Source organism: Pseudomonas sp. S3(2024), from assembly GCF_036861315.1.
In the GTDB taxonomy this organism is placed as follows: Bacteria; Pseudomonadota; Gammaproteobacteria; order Pseudomonadales; family Pseudomonadaceae; genus Aquipseudomonas; species Aquipseudomonas putida_A.
Map to the genome: position 1 here is coordinate 310,053 of NZ_JAZAQQ010000004.1, position 19,246 is coordinate 329,298.

Consider the following 19,246-nt stretch of genomic DNA (forward strand, 5'->3'; position numbering starts at 1 on the left):
CGCCGGCACTGAGGACGATGCGTTGGGCGTGGATTTCGCGACCGTCGACCTTCAGGCCGACCAGCACACCGGCTTCCAGCAGCGGCTCGATGGTTTGCCCGGCGAGCAGGCCGTCACCGGCCAGATCGGCCAGGCGCTGGATCAGGCTCGGCACGTCAACCACCAGTTCGGCGAGGCGATAGACCTTGCCCTTGAAGCGCTTGTCTTGCAGGGCCGGCGGCAGTTGATCGCCCTTGACCTGATCGACCCGGCCACGCACGGCTTTGCTGGCGAAGAAACTGGTGAGGTTGCCGGCGAGGGTGCCGGGCGACCACAGGTAATGCGCTTCGGACAACAGGCGCACGCCGGACAGGTCCAGCTCGCCGTTGCCGGCCAGCGCTTCACGCCAGCGGCGCGGCATGTCGGCGATGGCTTCCGAGGCGCCGGTCAGCGCACCGTGCAACGCATATTTGGCGCCGCCGTGAATGATGCCCTGGGACTTCACGCTCTGCCCGCCGCCGAGACTGGCGCTTTCCACCAGCACGGTCGAAAAACCCTGACGGCGCAGACGCGCGTTCAGCCAGAGGCCGGCGACACCAGCGCCGACAATCAGAACGTCGGTGGAAATAACGGATGGCATGCAACGACCTCAGTGTTCAAGACGAGGGCGCAGTATACAGACTCGGGAAAGAGCGGGATTTGTCGATGATCAACAGGGCAGATGCAAAACCAAATGTGGGAGCGGGCTTGCTCGCGAATGCGGTGTGTCAGTTAACAGAAATATTGTTGCCACACCGCCTTCGCGAGCAAGCCCGCTCCCACAGGGGATTTGCGTTACTGTAAATCAGTGCCCGGCAGTCTTGGAGAACAGCTGGATGACCACCACGCCGAGCACGATCAGCGCCATCCCGAGCATCGCCGGCACGTCCAGCTTCTGCCCATAAATGAACAGCGCTGCGACGCTGACCATGACGATACCCATGCCCGCCCACACGGCGTAGGCGACTCCCACCGGCACAGTGCGTACCACCAGCGTCAGCATCCAGAAAGCAATCCCGTAGCCGACGATCACCAGAATCAGCGGCAGCGGGGTGCTCAAGCCTTTGACCGCTTTCATCGAAACGGTGGCGATCACTTCGGCGCAGATGGCGATGGCCAGAAAGGCGTAGGCGTTCATGTGTAGATCCTCATGTAAAACGTTGCTTGCTGAGGCGGCATTCTAGTCGCTCGCCAGATGGGGTAAAGTCATTACCTATCTGTTTTGAAGATGGGTTGCAGCATGAATACCCTGTGGAATCTGGAACAACTGCGCGCCTTCGTCAGCGTCGCCGAACAGCGCTCGTTTTCTGCCGTGGCGCGCCAGCAGCGCAAGGCGCAGTCGGCGATCAGCAGTGCGATTGCCATGCTGGAGGACGATTTGGGCGTCAGCCTGTTCGAGCGTAGCAGTGGTCGCCAGCCGCGGCTCACCGAAGCCGGTGAAGCGCTGCTCGAAGAGGCGCGGGAAGTGTTGCGCCAATGCGAGCGCCTCAATGGTCGGGCAATGGCGATGATGCGCGGCCAGGAAGCGCAGCTTCGAGTTGCTCAGGATGAGGCGATGCCCTATCAGGCACTGGTGGAAAGCTTCGACGCGCTGGCCGAGCAATTTCCCAGCCTCGAAGTGCAGCTGACCAGCGCCGCCCAAGGTGAAGTCGCACGCAAACTGGTGGAGCGTCGCGCCGATCTCGGCCTGCTGTTCTATCACGATGAAATTCCCGAGGCACTGGAGCGCCGGGTATTGGGCCGGGTGGAAATGGTCACGGTCTGCGGGATCAACCATCCGCTGGCAACGCAGTCCTACGTCACCTGCCAGCAACTGGCGCAGCATCGGCAATTGCTGATGTCGACGCAAACCAGCGTATACCCCGGCAACGAACCGGCCAGTCCGCAGGTGTGGCGCGCTGACAGTTTCTATGTGATGGCCGAATGGCTGGTGCGGGATCTGGGCTGGGCCTGGCTGCCCCGGCATGTGGTGCAGTATTCGGCCTATCAGGGGTTGATGGTCGAACTGGACAGCGAATGGACCCCGCCGGCGTTGGTGGTGGAGCTGGTCTGGCGCCGGGATGAACCCCTCGGCCCGGCTGCGCGCTGGCTGGCTGAACGTTTTGCCGTGCACTTGCGGGCGATTGGCGACAAAAGTCGATAAACTCCGCCGCCATGAATAGAACTCTCTACACCGCGCTGTTTTACCTGGGGCTGCCATTGGTGGCGATTCGGCTGTGGCTGCGCTCGCGCAAGGCCCCGGCGTATGCCAAACGGATTGGCGAGCGCTTCTCCTACGGGATGCCACCACTGCAACCCGGCGGGATCTGGGTGCACGCGGTGTCTGTGGGCGAAAGCATTGCCGCCGCGCCGATGATTCGCGCCTTGCTGCAGCGTTATCCACAGCTGCCGATCACCGTGACCTGCATGACCCCGACCGGATCGGAACGGATTCAGGCGTTGTTCGCCGGCGAACCGCGCATCCAGCATTGTTATCTGCCCTACGACTTGCCGTGCGCAGCGGCGCGTTTTCTTGATCACGCCAAACCGAAACTGGCGGTGATCATGGAAACCGAACTGTGGCCCAACCACATCCATCAGTGCGCCAAGCGCGGGATTCCGGTGGCGCTGGCCAACGGCCGGTTGTCCGAACGATCGGCCCGGGGCTATGGCCGTTTCACTAAGCTGACCGCGCCGATGCTCGCTGAAATGAGTTTTTTCGCGGTGCAGACCGAGGCTGAAGCCCAGCGCTTCCGCGATCTCGGCGCGCGCCCGCAGACGGTCGAGGTCACTGGCTCGATCAAGTTCGACCTGACCATCGACCCGCAATTGCTGCAGCGCGCCCATGAGTTGCGCGGCCAATGGCAGGCGCTGGAGCGCCCGGTGTGGATCGCTGCGAGTACCCACGAAGGCGAAGACGAAGTGGTGCTCGACGCCCATCGCCGACTGTTGGCGAACTACCCGAATGCATTGCTGATCCTGGTGCCGCGCCATCCCGAGCGCTTCAACTCGGTGTTCGAATTGTGCCAGCGTGAAGGCTTTGCCACGGTGCGCCGTTCCACCGGTGCCAACGTCGAAGCGGACACTTCAGTGCTGCTCGGCGACACCATGGGCGAGCTACTGTTTCTCTATGCGTTGGCTGACAGTGCTTTCGTCGGCGGCAGCCTGGTGCCCAACGGCGGGCACAATCTGCTGGAGCCGGCGGCCCTGGCCAAACCGGTACTCAGCGGCCCGCACCTGTTCAACTTCCTCGACATCGCCGCGCAGTTGCGCGAAGCCGGCGCGCTGGCCGAAGTGGATGATGCCGAAGGGCTGGCGGTGGAAGTGCAGCGCTTGTTCGAATTGCCGCGCGATGCCCAGCGCATGGCCGAGGCGGGGCTGGCGGTGATGCGGCGTAATCAGGGTGCGCTGCAGCGGTTGCTGGATGGGCTGGGCCGATTGATCAAGTAGTTGCCTGGAACATTTATTGTGGTGAGGGGATTCATCCCCGATCGGCTGCGCAGCAGTCGTTAACCCTGCTTGCCATATCAGACTGAATCACCGCGGTGAATGGTTTTGGGGCTGCTACGCACCCCATCGGGGATAAATCCCCTCGCCACAGGGGATTTTCCAGATTGTTTAGGGCCGCGCCTTGAGCTGTGCTTCCGCTGCCTTGGCCAGATCCGGCGGCAGGAAGTCCTTGTCCGGGTTGTAGTCGGCCTTCAGATAGCGCGCCAGGTCCTGCAAGTCACCCGGATTCAACGTCCCTGCCGCCTGCTTCAAGCGCAGGTTGTCGAGGATGTAGTCGTAGCGGGTGTTGTTGTAGTTGCGCACCGAGGTGTACAGCTGACGCTGCGCGTCGAGCACGTCGACGATGTTGCGCGTACCCACCTGATAACCGATTTCCGTGGCTTCCACCGCGCTCTGGTTGGAGATGATCGACTGGCGGCGCGCCTGTACCTGCTCGACATCGGTGTTCACCGCGCGGTGCAGGTTGCGGGTGTTTTCCACCACCTGCCGACGCAGGGATTCGCGCTGTTGCTCGCTCTGATCCAGTTGCGCATAGGACTGGCGCACTTGCGAACTGGTCAGCCCGCCACTGTAGATCGGGATGTTCAGTTGCAGGCCCAGGGTGCTTTGCTCGACGTTGCCACTGTACGGCGTGCCGAAGGCGTTCGGGTTGGCGAAACCGAGGGCGTCGTTGTCCCCCTTTTCATATTTGGCCACGGCATCGAGGGTCGGCAGGTGACCGGCCTTGCGCTGTTTTAGGGTCTGTTCGGCGGAGCTGACCGCAAAGTTGCTCGCCAGCAGATTGAGGTTCTGCTTGCCCGCGGTGTCGACCCAGGCCTTGGCGTCGTTTGGCGCCGGCGGCAGGATCGGCAGCGTGTGGACGATGCCCTGAATCGAGTTGTACTGACGGTTGGTCAGGGTGATCAGCGCTTCGAACGCATCGTCAACCTGACGCTGCGCAACGATGCGGTTGGCGCGCGCGGTGTCGTAACTGGCCTGCGATTGCAGGACATCGGTCTTGTCCGACAGGCCGACATCGAAACGCTCGTTGGACTGGTCGAGCTGACGCTTGAACGCGTCTTCTTCAGCCTTGGTCGAGGCCAGGTTGTCCTGACTGCGCAGCACGTTGAAGTAGCTTTCAGCCGATTGCAGGATCAGGTTCTGCTCGGTGGCCGACAGTTGCAGGGCGGCTTGTTCGTTGACGTCCTTGGCGGCCTGGTACTGGAACCAGCGGTCGGCGCGAAACAACGGCTGGGCGAGAGTCGCCTGATAGGAATGCGCGCTGCGATTGGCAATGGCTGAAGGCTGGTCTATCGAGGTGCGCACGTCCGCCACTTCGGCGCCGCCGGACAGGTTAGGCAGCAACCCCGCGCGGGCCTGCGGCACCACTTCTTTCTGGGCGCCGTACTGGGCGCGGGCGGCGGCCAGATCGGCGTTGTTGTCGACGGCTTCCTGATAGACGCTGACCAGATCGGTCTTGGTCGACAAGGGCGCTTCTGCTGCCCAGGCCATTGCGTTGGACGCACAAGACACGGCAAGAGCCAGTGAAAGTTTGCGCAGCATGAGGCGATCCCTAGCAAAAATATTACGGAAATAATGTGCGCGCCAAGGCTACGGCGCGGCCCCGGCAGCGTCAAGGCGCGCAGGGCACAGCGAGTGTAGTTGCGCAATCGTGCGGCAACAATCCTGCAAGTCCCGGTAATTGCGCCATTCATCATGGTGTTTGCCGCGGTGTTGGCGTTCTTTGCCGGTTGTGTCTAGACTGGCCGGGTTCTTGTCGGGGTGCCTTGCTATGAGGCTGAGATCGAATAATTTCGGATCCCGTTGAACCTGATCAGGTTAGCGCCTGCGTAGGGAACAAGATTTCTCGTCACCCGGCGAGTCCTCTTGTGCTTCGTCCGGGATATTGTTCGACAATCGAACGCTCGACGACGATGCACAGCACCAGTCCTGGTGCGTCCGTGCCTTTCAGGTTCTGCTCCGACAATCCATTGCCTGGATGCTGTCTGGAGAGCCCGTGATGACTACAAAAGCAAAAAACGCGATCAACCTGAGTGACTCGGCCAAGGTCGATGAGCAGTCGGTTCAGCCGTTCACCCGTTCGCAAAAAGTCTACGTTCAGGGCTCGCGCCCGGACATCCGCGTGCCGATGCGCGAAATCACCCTCGATGTGACGCCGACCGATTTCGGTGGCGAAATCAACGCGCCGGTCACCGTCTACGACACCTCCGGCCCGTACACCGATCCGAACGTGGTGATCGACGTGCGCAAAGGTCTGGGCGACGTGCGTTCGGCGTGGATCGACGACCGTGGCGACACCGAACGTTTGCCTGGCCTGAGTTCCAATTTCGGCCAGGAGCGCCTCGCCGACCCTGAGCTGACCAAACTGCGTTTTGCCCACGTCAACAACCCGCGCCGGGCCAAGGCCGGGGCCAACGTCAGCCAGATGCACTACGCGCGCAAAGGCATCATCACCGCCGAGATGGAATACGTCGCCATCCGCGAAAACATGAAGCTGCAAGAGGCCCGCGCCGCCGGCCTGTTGACCCAGCAACACGCCGGCCACAGCTTCGGCGCGAGCATTCCGAAAGAAATCACCCCCGAGTTCGTCCGCGAAGAAATCGCCCGTGGTCGCGCGATCATTCCGGCCAACATCAACCACGTCGAACTGGAACCGATGATCATCGGCCGTAACTTCCTGGTGAAGATCAACGGCAACATCGGCAACAGCGCCCTGGGTTCGTCCATCGAAGAAGAAGTGGCGAAACTGACGTGGGGCATTCGCTGGGGTTCGGACACGGTGATGGACCTGTCCACCGGCAAACATATTCACGAAACCCGCGAGTGGATCATCCGCAACTCGCCGGTGCCGATCGGTACCGTGCCGATCTATCAGGCGCTGGAGAAGGTCAACGGCGTCGCTGAAGACCTGACCTGGGAGCTGTTCCGCGACACGCTGATCGAACAGGCCGAGCAGGGCGTCGACTACTTCACCATCCACGCCGGCGTGCTGCTGCGCTACGTGCCGCTGACCGCCAAGCGCGTGACCGGCATCGTTTCCCGTGGCGGTTCGATCATGGCCAAGTGGTGCCTGGCGCACCACAAAGAGAACTTCCTCTACACCCACTTCGACGAAATCTGCGAAATCATGAAGGCCTACGACGTCAGCTTCTCGCTGGGCGATGGCCTGCGTCCGGGCTCGATTGCCGACGCCAACGACGAAGCGCAATTCGGCGAGCTGGAGACCCTCGGCGAGCTGACCAAGATCGCCTGGAAACACGACGTGCAGTGCATGATCGAAGGCCCGGGCCACGTGCCGATGCAGTTGATCAAAGAGAACATGGACAAGCAGCTGGAGTGCTGCGACGAGGCGCCGTTCTACACCCTCGGCCCGCTGACCACCGACATCGCGCCGGGTTACGACCACATCACCTCGGGTATCGGTGCGGCGATGATCGGCTGGTTCGGTTGCGCCATGCTCTGCTACGTGACGCCGAAGGAACACCTCGGCTTGCCGAACAAGGATGACGTGAAGACCGGGATCATCACCTACAAGATCGCCGCCCACGCAGCGGACTTGGCCAAAGGGCATCCGGGCGCGCAGATTCGCGACAACGCCTTGAGCAAGGCGCGTTTCGAATTCCGTTGGGAAGACCAGTTCAACCTTGGTCTCGATCCGGACACCGCGCGTTCGTATCACGACGAAACCTTGCCGAAGGACTCGGCCAAGGTCGCGCACTTCTGCTCGATGTGCGGGCCGAAATTCTGCTCGATGAAGATCACTCAGGAAGTCCGTGAATACGCGGCCAACCAGCGGATCGACGCGGTCGACGTGGACGTCGCCCAGGGTCTTGCGGAGCAGGCCGAGCGGTTCAAGAAGGAAGGCAGTCAGCTGTACAAGAAGGTTTGATCTGACCTGAAGTCTGCGGTGTCTGTGCTGGCCCCTTCGCGAGCAAGCCCGCTCTCACATTTGAATCCAGCTGTTCACAAAACTTGTGTTCACAGGCGATCCAGTGTGGGAGCGGGCTTGCTCGCGAAGGCGTCAGAACAGGCGCCAGGGATCTCAATGACAAAAATACTCCTCTGAGATAACACCTTGAGCATTCAACCCGGCACTTATTCCCCCGACCTCGCCGTACCCGCCGACAAGCGAGTATTCGGCGGTCGCGATCTGTTTTCCCTGTGGTTTTCCCTCGGCATCGGCCTGATGGTATTGCAAACCGGTGCCTTGCTCGCGCCGGGTCTGGGCCTTTCCGGTTCGCTGCTGGCGATTTTCCTCGGCACACTGGTTGGCGTGCTGCTGTTGGCCGCGGTCGGCGTGATCGGCAGCGATACCGGTCTGTCGTCGATGGCCGCACTCAAACTGAGCCTCGGCCACAAAGGCGCGAGCCTGCCGGCGCTGCTCAACCTGCTGCAACTGATCGGTTGGGGCTCGTTCGAAATCATCGTCATGCGTGACGCTGCCAGCCTGCTCGGCAGCCGTGCGTTCAGCGAAGGTTCGCTGTGGGCCAGCCCGATGCTCTGGACCTTGTGCTTCGGCGCACTGGCGACTTTGCTCGCAGTCAGCGGGCCGCTGACGTTCGTGCGCAAGATCCTGCGTAAATGGGGTATCTGGCTGATCTTGGCCGCGTGCATCTGGCTGACCTGGAATCTGTTCGCCAAGGCTGATCTGGCGGCACTCTGGGCGCGTGCCGGGGACGGTTCGATGCCGTTCGCCGTGGGCTTCGATATTGCCATCGCCATGCCGTTGTCGTGGCTGCCGCTGATCGCCGATTACTCGCGTTTCGGCAAGCGTGCGAAGAACGTCTTCGGCGGCACCGCCATCGGTTTCTTCATCGGCAATTTCTGGCTGATGAGCCTCGGCGTGGCTTACACCCTGGCCTTTGCGCCGAGCGGTGAAGTCAATGCGTTACTGCTGGCACTGGCCGGGGCCGGTCTGGGCATTCCGCTGTTGCTGATTCTGCTGGATGAGTCGGAAAACGCTTTCGCCGACATTCATTCGGCAGCGGTGTCGAGCGGGATTCTGTTGCGCTTGAAAGTCGAGCATCTGGCCTTGGCCATCGGCGTGATCTGCACCCTGATTGCACTGCTGGCGCCATTGGCGCAGTACCAGAACTTCCTGTTGCTGATCGGCTCGGTGTTTGCGCCGCTGTTCGGCGTGGTGCTGGTGGATCACTTCATCCTGCGCAAGCGCAGCGCTCAGGTGGCGTCAGCCGCATTGCGCTGGCCGGCGCTGTTGGCGTGGCTGGGCGGGATCAGCACCTACCACTTGCTGGCGAATCTGTATCCGGATGTCGGCGCGACCCTGCCGGCACTGGTGCTGGCAGGGCTGTTGCAACTGGTGCTCGGTCGGGCGTTCAGTTACGGCCGGGAAACAGCTCGGGTTTGAGAATGCCGTTCAGACGCGGGTAAGGGATCTTCAGTTCGACGTGGCCCAGCGCGTAAGGCGCGATGGTGCTCACGTCGTACTTGAGGATCACGCCACCGTAGGTCAGCGCCACGTTCGGGGTTTTGACGAACGGCCAGCTCTTCACGAAATCCGCTTCCTGATCGAGCTTGGTGCTGATCAGCCAGCTGTTATGCGCCACTTGCGCCGCTTTCCAGAACGCCTCTTCCTGACCCGGCAGCAACATGTCCGACAGGTTCAGCACTTTATGCTGCTGACGCGAATAGTTGATGAAACCGCGGCCCGGCGTGCCATGGGCGCCGCCGGTGTCGAGGTAGCTCGACAGTTCGATGATCACCAAGCCGTCATGCTGCTCGCGTACCTTGGCCTGCAAATAGCTGCTGTTGCGCGGGCCGGCGTTGCGCAGGAATTGATCACGATAGGCAGCCAGGGTTGGCGCCACCGCTGCGTTCTGCTCGGTGCGGGTCATTTGCAGCAGGCGTTTTTCGATAATGCCGTCCAGCGCAGGCTCGGCCGCGAAGTGCACGGTATCGATATTCACCAGCGGGCAGTCCGGGTTGGAACAGCCGGGTTTCAGGGTTTCCGACGCATCGCGAGTGGTTTCCAGCGGCGTGCGGTAGTTGGGCTGGAACAGGTTGGCGCAGGCGCCCAGGGTCAGGGCGATGGCGGCCACGGAGGCAATTTTGAAAAGCGACATGGGCGTCCTTTCTGAAACAGGGGAAGGCAAAAAGTTATCCGCTTCGACTCTCGCCGAAGCAGTCAGTTCGCCACTAAGCTAATTAGAGTGGGTTTCGCCGCCACCGTCCATCCCGCTGACGGTAAAGGGGCTGCATCAATCATCGCGGGCGCGTTAGGATGGCGCGAAGTCGAGGTCGCCAGTAACCAAAAGCAGCCTCGTATTGGATTTGCAGCAAGAGAGGATGCTCATGACAGATTTTGCCAACGCCACTCCGGCCACCGTCGATGTCGTAAAGCGCGAGCGCTGCTACGAGGGCTTCTACAAGCTCGACCGTTTGCACCTGCGCCATGAACTGTTCGCCGGGGGCATGAGCCGCGAGATCAACCGCGAAGTCTTCGTGCGTCACGATGCCGTGTGCCTGCTGCCTTACGATCCAAAGCGCGATGAAGTGGTGCTGCTCGAGCAGTTTCGCGTCGGTGCCATGGGCAAGACCGACAACCCGTGGCTGGTTGAGCTGGTCGCCGGTCTGATCGACAAGGCCGAAGTGCCGGAAGAAGTTGCTCACCGCGAGGCGCAGGAGGAAGCTGGGCTGGACATCAAGGCCCTGTGGCCGATGACCAAATATTTCCCGTCGCCGGGCGGCAGCAACGAATTCGTGCATTTGTACCTGGGGCACTGCAGCACCGAAGGCGTAGGCGGCCTGCATGGGCTGGAGGAAGAAGCAGAAGACATCCGTGTCACGGTCTGGGCCTTTGAAGATGCCTTGCAGGCCGTCCGTGACGGACGCATTGCCAACGCGGCGAGCATCATCGCCTTGCAATGGCTGGCGCTGAACCGCGCCGAAGTGAGGGGGTTATGGTCGTAAACAAGCTGCGCGATCGCTATCGAGTCGACCTCGCCGGGCTGCAAGCCGCCTGCGAGGCCAACTACGCGCGCCTGATGCGACTGGTGCCGGACATGCGCAACGACCCCGAGGCGCGGCGGATCGCCGTGACCCAGGGCGAGCAGATGCTCGGCGTGCTGGCCCTCGAAGTGCTGCAGACCTGCCCCTACACCACCACTTTGCAGGTGCGTCAGGAACACAGTTTGCCGTGGCTGCCGGTGCCGCAACTGGAAGTGCAGGTCTATCACGACGCGCGCATGGCCGAGGTGATCAGCGCCGAACATGCACGACGCTTTCGCGGCATCTATCCTTACCCGAACGCCGCGATGCATCAGCCGGATGAAAAGGCCCAGCTCAATCTGTTCCTGGGGGAATGGCTGAGCCATTGTCTGGCCCTGGGGCACGAGTACGAAGTCGTACGCTAGTTGTGAACTGCGTCCGGTTCGCCGGTTTCCCCTTTGCGTCATCCCCCAGCATAATTGCGGCACTCAACCGATTCCGTGCTTTTGCCCTGGGAGAACGCCTTGCCGAGCGTATCCACATTGACCACCGCCGATCCGGCGCTGCTGGTGCAGTTATCCGACAGTCATCTGTTCGCCGAGGCGGACGGCACACTGCTGGGCATGAACACCCGCGAGAGCCTGCAAAAGGTCATCGAGTTGGTGCTGGGGCAGCAACCTCGGATCGACTTGATTCTGGCCACGGGGGACCTTTCCCAGGATGGCACTCTGGAGTCGTATCAACAGTTTCGTGAGATGACGGCTCAGATCGATGCGCCGGCGCGCTGGATTCCCGGCAATCACGATGAGCCGCAAATCATGGCTCAGGCCGCGGTGCAAAGTGCGTTGCTGGAGTCAGTGGTCGATGTCGGCAACTGGCGCGTGACCTTGCTCGACTCGGCGGTGCCGGGCTCTGTGCCGGGGTATCTGCAGGATGATCAGTTGCAACTGCTGGCGCGCTCGCTGAGCGAAGCGCCGGAGCGCCATCATCTGGTGTGTTTCCACCATCATCCGGTGCCGGTGGGTTGTGCCTGGGCGGAGCCGATCGGTTTGCGCAATCCCGAAGCATTCTTCGACGTGCTCGATCGTTTTCCTCAGGCTCGCGCGGTGCTGTGGGGGCATGTGCATCAGGAGATCGACCGCGAACGCAACGGCGTACGGCTGATGGCCTCGCCTTCGACCTGCATTCAGTTCGAGCCGGGCAGTCACGACTTCAAGGTCGGTGAGCAGGCGCCGGGCTATCGCTGGTTGCGGCTGTTGCCGGACGGGCGGCTGGAAACCGGTGTCGAGCGCGTTACCGACTTCCAATTCACCGTCGATTACGGCTCCGAAGGCTACTGAAAACCGAGTTGCGCCCCTTCGCGAGCAAGCCCGCTCCCACAAAGGATCTGTGCCGTTCGCAAATCCCTTGTGGGAGCGGGCTTGCTCGCGAAGGCGTCCCTACAAACACCCACGACTTCCCTGACTCCCTGTAAACTCCGCTATCTTTCGCCGACACCCAGGGAGCTCAAATGTCCGGTTCGATCCTCTATATCCACGGTTTCAACAGCGCGCCGGCCTCGAAAAAGGCCTGTCAGCTGGTCGAGGTGATGGAACGGCTGGGTTTGAGCGACCAATTGCGTGTCCCGGCGCTGCATCACCACCCGCGTGAAGCCATCGGTCAGTTGCAGCAGGCGATTGCCGAGCTGGGCCGGCCGTTGCTGGTGGGAAGCTCACTCGGCGGCTACTATGCGACTCACCTGGCTGAGCGCCACGGCTTGAAAGCCCTGCTGGTCAACCCGGCGGTCAGCCCGCACCGGATGTTCGACGGCTACCTGGGCACACAGAAAAACCTGTATACCGATGAGACCTGGGAATTGACCCACGACCATGTGACGGCCCTGGCCGAGCTGGAAGTGCCGGCACCCGTGGATGCACAGCGTTATCAGGTGTGGTTGCAGACCGGCGATGAAACACTGGATTATCGCCTCGCCCAGCAGTATTACCGGGCCTGCGCCTTGCGCATTCAGGCCGGCGGCGACCATGGTTACCAGGGTTTTGCCGAACAATTACCGGCGTTGTTGAGTTTTGCCGGCATTGGCGCCGATTTGTATCAGGCAATCGATTTCACCGCACTGTGAAGTCTTGCCCCTTTTTCATTGAATCACTGACGACGAGACCCTATGGCCACTCCCAGCGCTAGCTCTTATAACGCCGACGCCATCGAAGTCCTCTCGGGCCTCGACCCGGTGCGCAAACGCCCCGGCATGTACACCGACACCAGTCGGCCGAACCACCTCGCCCAGGAAGTCATCGACAACAGTGTCGACGAAGCCCTGGCCGGCCACGCCAAATCGGTGCAGGTCATTCTGCACGCCGATCACTCGCTGGAAGTCAGCGACGACGGTCGCGGCATGCCGGTCGACATTCACCCGGAAGAGGGTGTGTCGGGTGTCGAGCTGATCCTCACCAAGCTGCATGCGGGCGGCAAGTTTTCCAACAAGAACTACCAGTTCTCCGGCGGTTTGCACGGGGTGGGTATTTCCGTGGTCAACGCCTTGTCGACCGAAGTCCGGGTGCGCGTGAAGCGTGACGGCAACGAATACCAGATGACCTTCAAGGATGGCTTCAAGGCCACCGAGCTGGAAATCGTCGGCACCGTTGGCAAGCGCAACACCGGCACCAGCGTGTACTTCGCGCCGGATCCGAAATACTTCGATTCACCGAAATTCTCCATCAGCCGCCTCAAGCACGTGCTCAAGGCCAAAGCTGTGTTGTGCCCGGGGCTGCTGGTCAGCTTCGAAGACAAAGGCACCGGCGAAAAGGTCGAGTGGCATTACGAAGACGGTCTGCGCTCCTATCTGGTAGACGCGGTCAGCGAATTCGAACGCCTGCCGGACGAGCCATTCTGCGGCAGCCTCGCCGGTAATAAAGAAGCGGTCGACTGGGCGCTACTGTGGTTGCCGGAAGGTGGCGACGCGGTGCAGGAAAGCTACGTCAACCTGATCCCGACGGCGCAGGGCGGGACCCACGTCAACGGTCTGCGTCAGGGCCTGCTCGACGCGATGCGCGAGTTCTGCGAATTCCGCAGCCTGCTGCCACGCGGCGTGAAGCTGGCGCCGGAAGACGTCTGGGAACGCATCGCTTTCGTGCTGTCGATGAAGATGCAGGAGCCGCAATTCTCCGGCCAGACCAAAGAGCGTCTGTCGTCCCGTGAAGCGGCGGCGTTCGTTTCCGGCGTCGTGAAAGATGCATTCAGCCTGTGGCTCAACGCCAACCCGGAAACCGGTCTGGCGCTGGCCGAACTGGCGATCAACAACGCCGGTCGCCGCCTGAAAGCGAGCAAGAAAGTCGAGCGCAAGCGCGTCACCCAGGGCCCTGCGTTACCGGGCAAACTGGCTGACTGCGCCGGGCAGGATCCGATGCGGTCCGAGCTGTTCCTGGTCGAAGGTGATTCCGCCGGTGGTTCCGCCAAGCAAGCGCGGGACAAGGAATTCCAGGCGATCCTGCCGTTGCGCGGCAAGATCCTCAACACCTGGGAAGTCGATGGCAGCGAAGTGCTGGCCAGCCAGGAAGTGCACAACATCGCCGTGGCCATCGGGGTCGATCCGGGCGCTGCAGACATGAGCCAGCTGCGCTACGGCAAAATCTGCATCCTCGCCGACGCCGACTCCGACGGTCTGCACATCGCGACGCTGCTGTGCGCGTTGTTCGTCCAGCATTTCCGCCCGCTGGTGGACGCCGGTCACGTCTACGTGGCGATGCCGCCGCTGTACCGCATCGATCTCGGCAAAGAGATCTACTACGCCCTCGACGAAGCCGAGCGCGACGGGATTCTCGACCGTCTGGTGGCCGAGAAGAAACGCGGCAAACCGCAGGTCACCCGATTCAAAGGTCTGGGTGAAATGAACCCGCCGCAACTGCGTGAAACCACCATGGACCCGAACACCCGGCGCCTGGTGCAGTTGACGCTGGGCGAGGATTTTGCCGAAACCTCGGAAATGATGGACATGCTGCTGGCGAAGAAACGCGCCGGTGATCGCAAGACCTGGCTCGAATCCAAGGGCAACCTTGCCGAGGTGCTGGCCTGATGCGGTTTGGCTGGGCCTTGGCGGGTGCGTTGCTGCTGAGTGCGATGGGCGTGTCGGCGGAGCCGCTGCAGGAGTTGCGCGTGCTCTCCGAACACCCGGTCGAAGGCATGCGTGGCGGCAACCTGTCGGGACTGGCCAAGTGTGGCAGCGAGTTGTGGACGGTGTCGGACCGCGATGACGATCTGATCTATCGGCTCAATACCGCCGATCAGGTCTGGCAGGCCGAGGCCTTGCACATCGACGTGCCGCTGGTGCCAGAGACCGGTTTGCCGTGGGGATTGCGCTCGCGCAATTGGGCCGCGTCGTTCGTGCGCGGTGGCGACCTCGATTTCGAAGGCATCAGCTGCGACAGCGCCGGCAATCGCTACATTGTCAGCGAGGGCCACGCGGCGGTCTTGCAGGTGCCCGTCAGCGGCCCGGTCAACTGGCTGAAGATTTCGCCGATGATGGTTCGCGAAGCGCGGGCCAGTGGCATGCTCCTGCATTTCAATGCGATCTTCGAAGGTCTGGCGATCAACCCGGCGGGCGATCAGATGTGGCTGGCCGGCGAACGGCAAAACCGCGGCCTGCTGCTGATCAAGCGTCAGCAGACGGTGTGGGATTGCGACGGTCGTTGCGTGCTGCTCAGCGAGGGCGGCAAGGAGATGCAGCCGCCGCAGTTTCCGCACGCCAAAGCGGTCGACCGCGACTTTTCCGACCTTTCGTTGTTCAACGGCAAATTGTTTACCCTTGAACGCAACGCCTTCCAGATTTGTCGGCGCGACGCGCAGACTGCCAAGGTCGAGCGCTGCTGGTCGTACGCCGCTGAACTGTTACAGGCCAACCGCCGTTACTCGCAGAACTTCGGGTTGGAAGAAGCATTGATCGTTGACGCTGAGGGTGCGTGGGTCGGCGTCGACAATAATTTCGGCCCCCGCGCCGACGGTGAGGTTCGGCCGATCGTCTGGCGCTTCGCCGCGCCTGAAGGTGGCTGGAGCGCCAAACCGTGAGTCAGCAACCGCCGGGCAAGCGCGCCGGCCGGGTGTTGATGATTCTGGCCTGGTGCGCGGGGCTGTTTCTGGCCACGCGGTTTTTCGGCCAGTGGGAAGAACGTCAGCAGAATCCGAACGTGGTGGTCACGTCCGAGCAGCATGGTGGCGTGATCGAAGTGAAGCTGGCCGGCAACGCCCAAGGGCATTTTGTCGCCAGCGGTCAGATCAACGGTGAGCCGGTGGAGTTCATGCTCGACACCGGCGCGACCGATGTGGCGATCCCGGCGGATCTGGCCAAGCGCTTGAAACTGGAAGAGGGTTTCGGTGTGACCCTGAGCACGGCCAACGGCCTGAGCCAGGGCTACCGGACAAAGATCGACCGTCTGCAACTGGGCGACATTGTGCTGCGGGATGTCCGCGCGCTGGTGGCGCCGGGGCTGCATGGCGATCAGGTGCTGCTCGGCATGAGCGCCCTGAACAAACTTGAATTTACCCAGCGCGGTGGCACCATGCTGCTGCGCCAGACAACGAACCGATGAGGCCCGCATGAGCGACTCCCTTGATCTCAGCCTGGACGGTGTAGAACGCCGCTCGCTGGCTGACTTCACCGAAAATGCCTACCTCAACTACTCCATGTACGTGATCATGGACCGTGCCCTGCCGCATATCGGCGACGGCCTGAAACCGGTACAGCGGCGCATCATTTATGCGATGAGCGAGTTGGGGCTGGACGCCGATTCCAAGCACAAGAAATCGGCGCGTACCGTCGGTGACGTGCTCGGCAAGTTCCATCCGCATGGCGATTCGGCGTGTTACGAAGCGATGGTGTTGATGGCCCAGCCGTTCAGCTATCGCTACACGCTGGTCGACGGCCAGGGTAACTGGGGTGCGCCGGACGATCCGAAATCCTTCGCCGCCATGCGTTACACCGAAGCACGCCTGTCGCGCTATTCCGAAGTGCTGCTCAGCGAACTGGGCCAAGGCACCGCTGACTGGGGCCCGAATTTCGACGGCACCCTGCAGGAACCGCTGGTGTTGCCGGCACGTTTGCCGAACATCCTGCTCAACGGCACCACCGGCATCGCTGTCGGTATGGCCACCGACGTGCCGCCGCACAACCTGCGCGAAGTTGCCACCGCTTGTGTGCGCTTGCTCGATGAGCCGAAAGCCACGGTCGAACAGCTCTGCGAACACATTCAAGGCCCGGACTATCCGACCGAAGCGGAAATCATCACGCCGCGTGCCGACCTGCTGAAAATGTACGAAACCGGCAAGGGCTCGGTGCGCATGCGCGCCGTGTACCACGTCGAGGACGGCGACATCATCGTCACCGCGCTGCCGCACCAGGTCTCCGGGGCCAAAGTGCTGGAGCAGATCGCCGCGCTGATGCAGGCCAAGCCGTCGAAAGCACCGCAGATCGCTGACCTTCGTGATGAATCCGACCACGAAAACCCGTGCCGCATCGTAATCATTCCGGTCAACAGCCGCGTCGATCACGAAGCGCTGATGCAGCACCTGTTCGCCAGCACCGAGCTGGAGTCGACCTACCGGGTCAACGTCAACATCATCGGTCTGGATGGCAAGCCGCAACTGAAGAACCTGCGTGCATTGCTGGTCGAATGGCTGGAGTTCCGCGTGCTGACCGTGCGCCGCCGCCTGCAATTCCGCCTCGACAAGGTCGAGCGTCGCCTGCACCTGTTGGACGGTTTGCTGATCGCCTACCTCAACCTGGATGAAGTGATCCACATCATCCGCACCGAGGAGCACCCGAAAGCCAAGCTGATCGAGCGATTTGCCCTCAGCGAGATCCAGGCCGACTACATCCTCGACACCCGCCTGCGGCAGTTGGCGCGTCTGGAAGAGATGAAGCTGCGCGACGAGCAGGACGAACTGCTCAAGGAACAAGCCAAGCTGCAAGCCCTGCTGGGCAGCGAAGCCAAGCTGAAGAAGCTGGTGCGCACCGAGCTGCTGAAAGACGCTGAAACCTATGGCGATGACCGTCGTTCGCCGATCGTCGAACGTGCTGAAGCGAAGGCGCTGACCGAACACGATCTGCTGCCGAACGAGAAAGTTACCGTCGTGCTGTCGGAAAAAGGCTGGATCCGTTCGGCCAAAGGCCATGACATCGATGCCACCGGCCTGTCGTACAAGGCGGGTGACGGCTTCAAAACCTCGGCGGCGGGACGTTCCAACCAGTCTGCCGTGGTAATTGACTCCACTGGCCGCAGCTATTCGGTCGCCGCGCATACGTTGCCGTCAGCGCGTGGCCAGGGCGAACCGTTGACCGGGCGTCTAACCCCGCCACCGGGCGCGACCTTCGAGTGCGTGCTGATGCCGGAAGACGATGCGCTGTACGTGATCGCCTCCGACGCCGGTTACGGTTTCGTGGTCAAGGGCGAAGACCTGCAAGCCAAGAACAAGGCCGGTAAAGCCCTGTTGAGCTTGCCGAACAACGCCAAGGTGATCGCGCCGCGTCCGGTGACTGATCGCGAGAATGACTTGCTTGCCGCCGTGACAAGCGAGGGGCGGATGCTGGTCTTCAATATCAGCGATTTGCCGCAGTTGGCGAAGGGCAAGGGCAACAAGATCATCGGTGTACCGGGTGACCGTGTCGCCAGCCGTGAAGAGTTTGTCACGGACATTGCTGTGATTCCCGCGGGTGCAACCTTGATCCTGCAAGCAGGCAAACGTCCGTATAAACTGAAAGCTGAAGACCTCGAACACTACAAAGGTGAGCGTGGACGGCGTGGCAACAAGCTTCCACGTGGCTTCCAGCGGGTCGATGCACTGCTCGTCGAAAACCTCAATTAGGCGAAAACGCCCATCTAGAGGCGTCGATCTACGATTTAACGCGTAGATCGACGCTTTGGCGCTGGAGTCGGAACGCATATTCACGGATGATATGGCCTTTCCAAGCGCCGGCGTGGCCGAGCGTTCTTCATATTTATTGAGTATTTTCACTGTGGTCAGCCTTGTGGCGGCCACCTGGACGGGATGATGACTGCTCTGCGCCCCCTTATTTTCCTGCTCGCCGGCGTTTTGGGCCTGGCGGGTTGCAGCGTTCACCAGCCGGTGTCGCTGTATCAGCTGGACAGCGGAAGTCCGGCTCAGCCTGCGCAAAGCACAGGCATGGCGGTTTTGTTGGGTCCGGTAGTCATTGCTGATTACCTGCAACGTGAAACTTTGCTGCAACGTCAACCGGACGGCAGCCTGCAAGCCTCGACCGACGGTCGCTGGGCGGGCAGCCTTTCGTCGGATATCGATCAATTGCTGATGCGTCAGGTGGCCGGTCATCTGGACAGCCAGCGTGTGGTATTGGCACCCGCCACTCTGGGATTTGCCCCGGATGTGCAGGTATTGCTGACCATCACGCGTCTGGACTCCGGTGAGAAGCAACCGGCGATCCTCGATGCACAATGGCGCCTGATCGACCGTCGTGGTCAGGTGCGCGATAACCGCATCGTTCATCTGCAGGAGCTGCATGCCGGCACCACGGCTTCGCAGGTGCAGGCGCAGGGGATTCTGCTGCAGCGTCTGGCCGAGCAGTTGTCGGTGGCGCTCAAGCCATTGGCCAACCAGCCTCCGGTGGCCGAAGCACCGCGTAAGGCAGCGCCTAAACCGGCAGCGCCGGCGGCGGATGCAGAGAAGCAGCCGAAGATTCCGATGGCTTCGCCGATTCGTACCGATATGGAAGTGTTCCGCTTCTGAGTGTGGTTTGAGTCAAAACAAAGCCCGCCTTGTGCGGGCTTTG

17 protein-coding genes and 1 riboswitch are annotated in these 19,246 nt (G+C 61.7%); of the genes, 13 read left to right on the forward strand and 4 right to left on the reverse strand.

What is annotated here, in order from left to right:
• Both VLA07_RS13140 and VLA07_RS13145 read right to left on the reverse strand, forming a co-directional pair.
• On the reverse strand, nt 1–619 hold a 619-nt coding region (locus VLA07_RS13140), incomplete at its 3' end, for an FAD-dependent oxidoreductase (RefSeq protein ID WP_333989411.1).
• A 204-nt stretch (nt 620–823) separates the two neighbouring features.
• Nucleotides 824–1,156: a DMT family transporter gene (locus VLA07_RS13145; RefSeq protein ID WP_003221050.1), complete on the reverse strand. Its 333-nt coding sequence runs from the start codon at nt 1,154–1,156 to the stop codon at nt 824–826.
• Between the two features lie 102 nt (nt 1,157–1,258).
• Here VLA07_RS13145 and VLA07_RS13150 point away from each other — a divergent pair, with 102 nt between their 5' ends.
• A complete protein-coding gene (locus VLA07_RS13150; protein ID WP_202369967.1) occupies nt 1,259–2,161 on the forward strand; it encodes a LysR family transcriptional regulator in 903 nt (300 codons plus the stop codon).
• Between the two features lie 11 nt (nt 2,162–2,172).
• Nucleotides 2,173–3,447, forward strand: coding sequence for a lipid IV(A) 3-deoxy-D-manno-octulosonic acid transferase (waaA, locus tag VLA07_RS13155; RefSeq protein WP_247269725.1), 1,275 nt, complete (start codon nt 2,173–2,175; stop codon nt 3,445–3,447).
• 168 nt (nt 3,448–3,615) lie between these two features.
• On the opposite strand, the gene VLA07_RS13160 is transcribed toward waaA, so the two are convergent.
• Entirely contained in the window at nt 3,616–5,049 is a 1,434-nt protein-coding gene (locus VLA07_RS13160) for a TolC family outer membrane protein (protein ID WP_333989412.1), read from the reverse strand.
• A 205-nt stretch (nt 5,050–5,254) separates the two neighbouring features.
• Nucleotides 5,255–5,360, forward strand: a riboswitch (TPP riboswitch).
• 146 nt (nt 5,361–5,506) lie between these two features.
• Between VLA07_RS13160 and thiC the strand changes: the two genes are divergently transcribed.
• The gene (thiC, locus tag VLA07_RS13165) at nt 5,507–7,396 is read left to right on the forward strand and encodes a phosphomethylpyrimidine synthase ThiC (protein WP_330207451.1); all 1,890 of its coding nucleotides are present in this window, start codon (nt 5,507–5,509) and stop codon (nt 7,394–7,396) included.
• Between the two features lie 186 nt (nt 7,397–7,582).
• Nucleotides 7,583–8,875: a putative hydroxymethylpyrimidine transporter CytX gene (cytX, locus tag VLA07_RS13170; protein ID WP_225137265.1), complete on the forward strand. Its 1,293-nt coding sequence runs from the start codon at nt 7,583–7,585 to the stop codon at nt 8,873–8,875.
• Here the strand turns inward: cytX and VLA07_RS13175 are convergent.
• The gene (locus VLA07_RS13175; RefSeq protein ID WP_027611391.1) at nt 8,844–9,590 is read right to left on the reverse strand and encodes an RsiV family protein; all 747 of its coding nucleotides are present in this window, start codon (nt 9,588–9,590) and stop codon (nt 8,844–8,846) included. The two genes, cytX and VLA07_RS13175, sit on opposite strands and share 32 nt — an antisense overlap.
• 229 nt (nt 9,591–9,819) lie before the next feature.
• Here VLA07_RS13175 and VLA07_RS13180 point away from each other — a divergent pair, with 229 nt between their 5' ends.
• From VLA07_RS13180 to VLA07_RS13220, 9 genes are all read left to right on the forward strand, one after another.
• Nucleotides 9,820–10,437 carry an NUDIX domain-containing protein gene (locus VLA07_RS13180; protein ID WP_027611392.1) on the forward strand — a complete coding sequence of 206 codons (618 nt, stop codon included), beginning with the start codon at nt 9,820–9,822 and terminating at the stop codon, nt 10,435–10,437.
• On the forward strand, nt 10,428–10,880 hold the full coding sequence (locus VLA07_RS13185) for a DUF1249 domain-containing protein (RefSeq protein ID WP_007967395.1): 453 nt from the start codon (nt 10,428–10,430) through the stop codon (nt 10,878–10,880). Before VLA07_RS13180 ends, VLA07_RS13185 begins: the two co-directional genes overlap by 10 nt.
• Nucleotides 10,881–10,979: 99 nt before the next feature.
• Complete coding sequence (cpdA, locus tag VLA07_RS13190) at nt 10,980–11,795, forward strand: 3',5'-cyclic-AMP phosphodiesterase (protein WP_027611393.1); 816 nt, start codon at nt 10,980–10,982, stop codon at nt 11,793–11,795.
• 170 nt (nt 11,796–11,965) lie between these two features.
• On the forward strand, nt 11,966–12,574 hold the full coding sequence (locus tag VLA07_RS13195) for a YqiA/YcfP family alpha/beta fold hydrolase (protein WP_096794752.1): 609 nt from the start codon (nt 11,966–11,968) through the stop codon (nt 12,572–12,574).
• Nucleotides 12,575–12,616: 42 nt separating this feature from the next.
• Nucleotides 12,617–14,524 (forward strand): DNA topoisomerase IV subunit B, encoded by a 1,908-nt coding sequence (parE, locus tag VLA07_RS13200; protein ID WP_095138100.1) that lies wholly within the window; start codon nt 12,617–12,619, stop codon nt 14,522–14,524.
• Nucleotides 14,524–15,513, forward strand: a complete 990-nt coding sequence (locus VLA07_RS13205; RefSeq protein ID WP_333989413.1) for an esterase-like activity of phytase family protein — start codon at nt 14,524–14,526, stop codon at nt 15,511–15,513. Before parE ends, VLA07_RS13205 begins: the two co-directional genes overlap by 1 nt.
• Nucleotides 15,510–16,034 (forward strand): retropepsin-like aspartic protease family protein, encoded by a 525-nt coding sequence (locus VLA07_RS13210; protein ID WP_027611396.1) that lies wholly within the window; start codon nt 15,510–15,512, stop codon nt 16,032–16,034. The genes VLA07_RS13205 and VLA07_RS13210 overlap by 4 nt, the downstream gene beginning before the upstream one ends.
• A 7-nt stretch (nt 16,035–16,041) precedes the next feature.
• The gene (gene parC / locus VLA07_RS13215) at nt 16,042–18,306 is read left to right on the forward strand and encodes a DNA topoisomerase IV subunit A (protein WP_027611397.1); all 2,265 of its coding nucleotides are present in this window, start codon (nt 16,042–16,044) and stop codon (nt 18,304–18,306) included.
• Between the two features lie 186 nt (nt 18,307–18,492).
• On the forward strand, nt 18,493–19,203 hold the full coding sequence (locus tag VLA07_RS13220; RefSeq protein ID WP_095138104.1) for a PqiC family protein: 711 nt from the start codon (nt 18,493–18,495) through the stop codon (nt 19,201–19,203).
• The last annotated feature ends 43 nt before the right edge of the window (nt 19,204–19,246 follow it).

Bases quoted from the DNA above. Each gene is read 5' to 3' on its own strand.
- VLA07_RS13145 (WP_003221050.1), bottom strand. From the start codon at position 1,156: ATGAACGCCTACGCCTTTCTGGCCATCGCCATCTGCGCCGAAGTGATC.
- VLA07_RS13150 (WP_202369967.1), top strand. From the start codon at position 1,259: ATGAATACCCTGTGGAATCTGGAACAACTGCGCGCCTTCGTCAGCGTC.
- waaA (WP_247269725.1), top strand. From the start codon at position 2,173: ATGAATAGAACTCTCTACACCGCGCTGTTTTACCTGGGGCTGCCATTG.
- VLA07_RS13160 (WP_333989412.1), bottom strand. From the start codon at position 5,049: ATGCTGCGCAAACTTTCACTGGCTCTTGCCGTGTCTTGTGCGTCCAAC.
- thiC (WP_330207451.1), top strand. From the start codon at position 5,507: ATGACTACAAAAGCAAAAAACGCGATCAACCTGAGTGACTCGGCCAAG.
- VLA07_RS13175 (WP_027611391.1), bottom strand. From the start codon at position 9,590: ATGTCGCTTTTCAAAATTGCCTCCGTGGCCGCCATCGCCCTGACCCTG.
- VLA07_RS13180 (WP_027611392.1), top strand. From the start codon at position 9,820: ATGACAGATTTTGCCAACGCCACTCCGGCCACCGTCGATGTCGTAAAG.
- VLA07_RS13185 (WP_007967395.1), top strand. From the start codon at position 10,428: ATGGTCGTAAACAAGCTGCGCGATCGCTATCGAGTCGACCTCGCCGGG.
- VLA07_RS13195 (WP_096794752.1), top strand. From the start codon at position 11,966: ATGTCCGGTTCGATCCTCTATATCCACGGTTTCAACAGCGCGCCGGCC.
- parE (WP_095138100.1), top strand. From the start codon at position 12,617: ATGGCCACTCCCAGCGCTAGCTCTTATAACGCCGACGCCATCGAAGTC.
- VLA07_RS13205 (WP_333989413.1), top strand. From the start codon at position 14,524: ATGCGGTTTGGCTGGGCCTTGGCGGGTGCGTTGCTGCTGAGTGCGATG.
- parC (WP_027611397.1), top strand. From the start codon at position 16,042: ATGAGCGACTCCCTTGATCTCAGCCTGGACGGTGTAGAACGCCGCTCG.
- VLA07_RS13220 (WP_095138104.1), top strand. From the start codon at position 18,493: ATGACTGCTCTGCGCCCCCTTATTTTCCTGCTCGCCGGCGTTTTGGGC.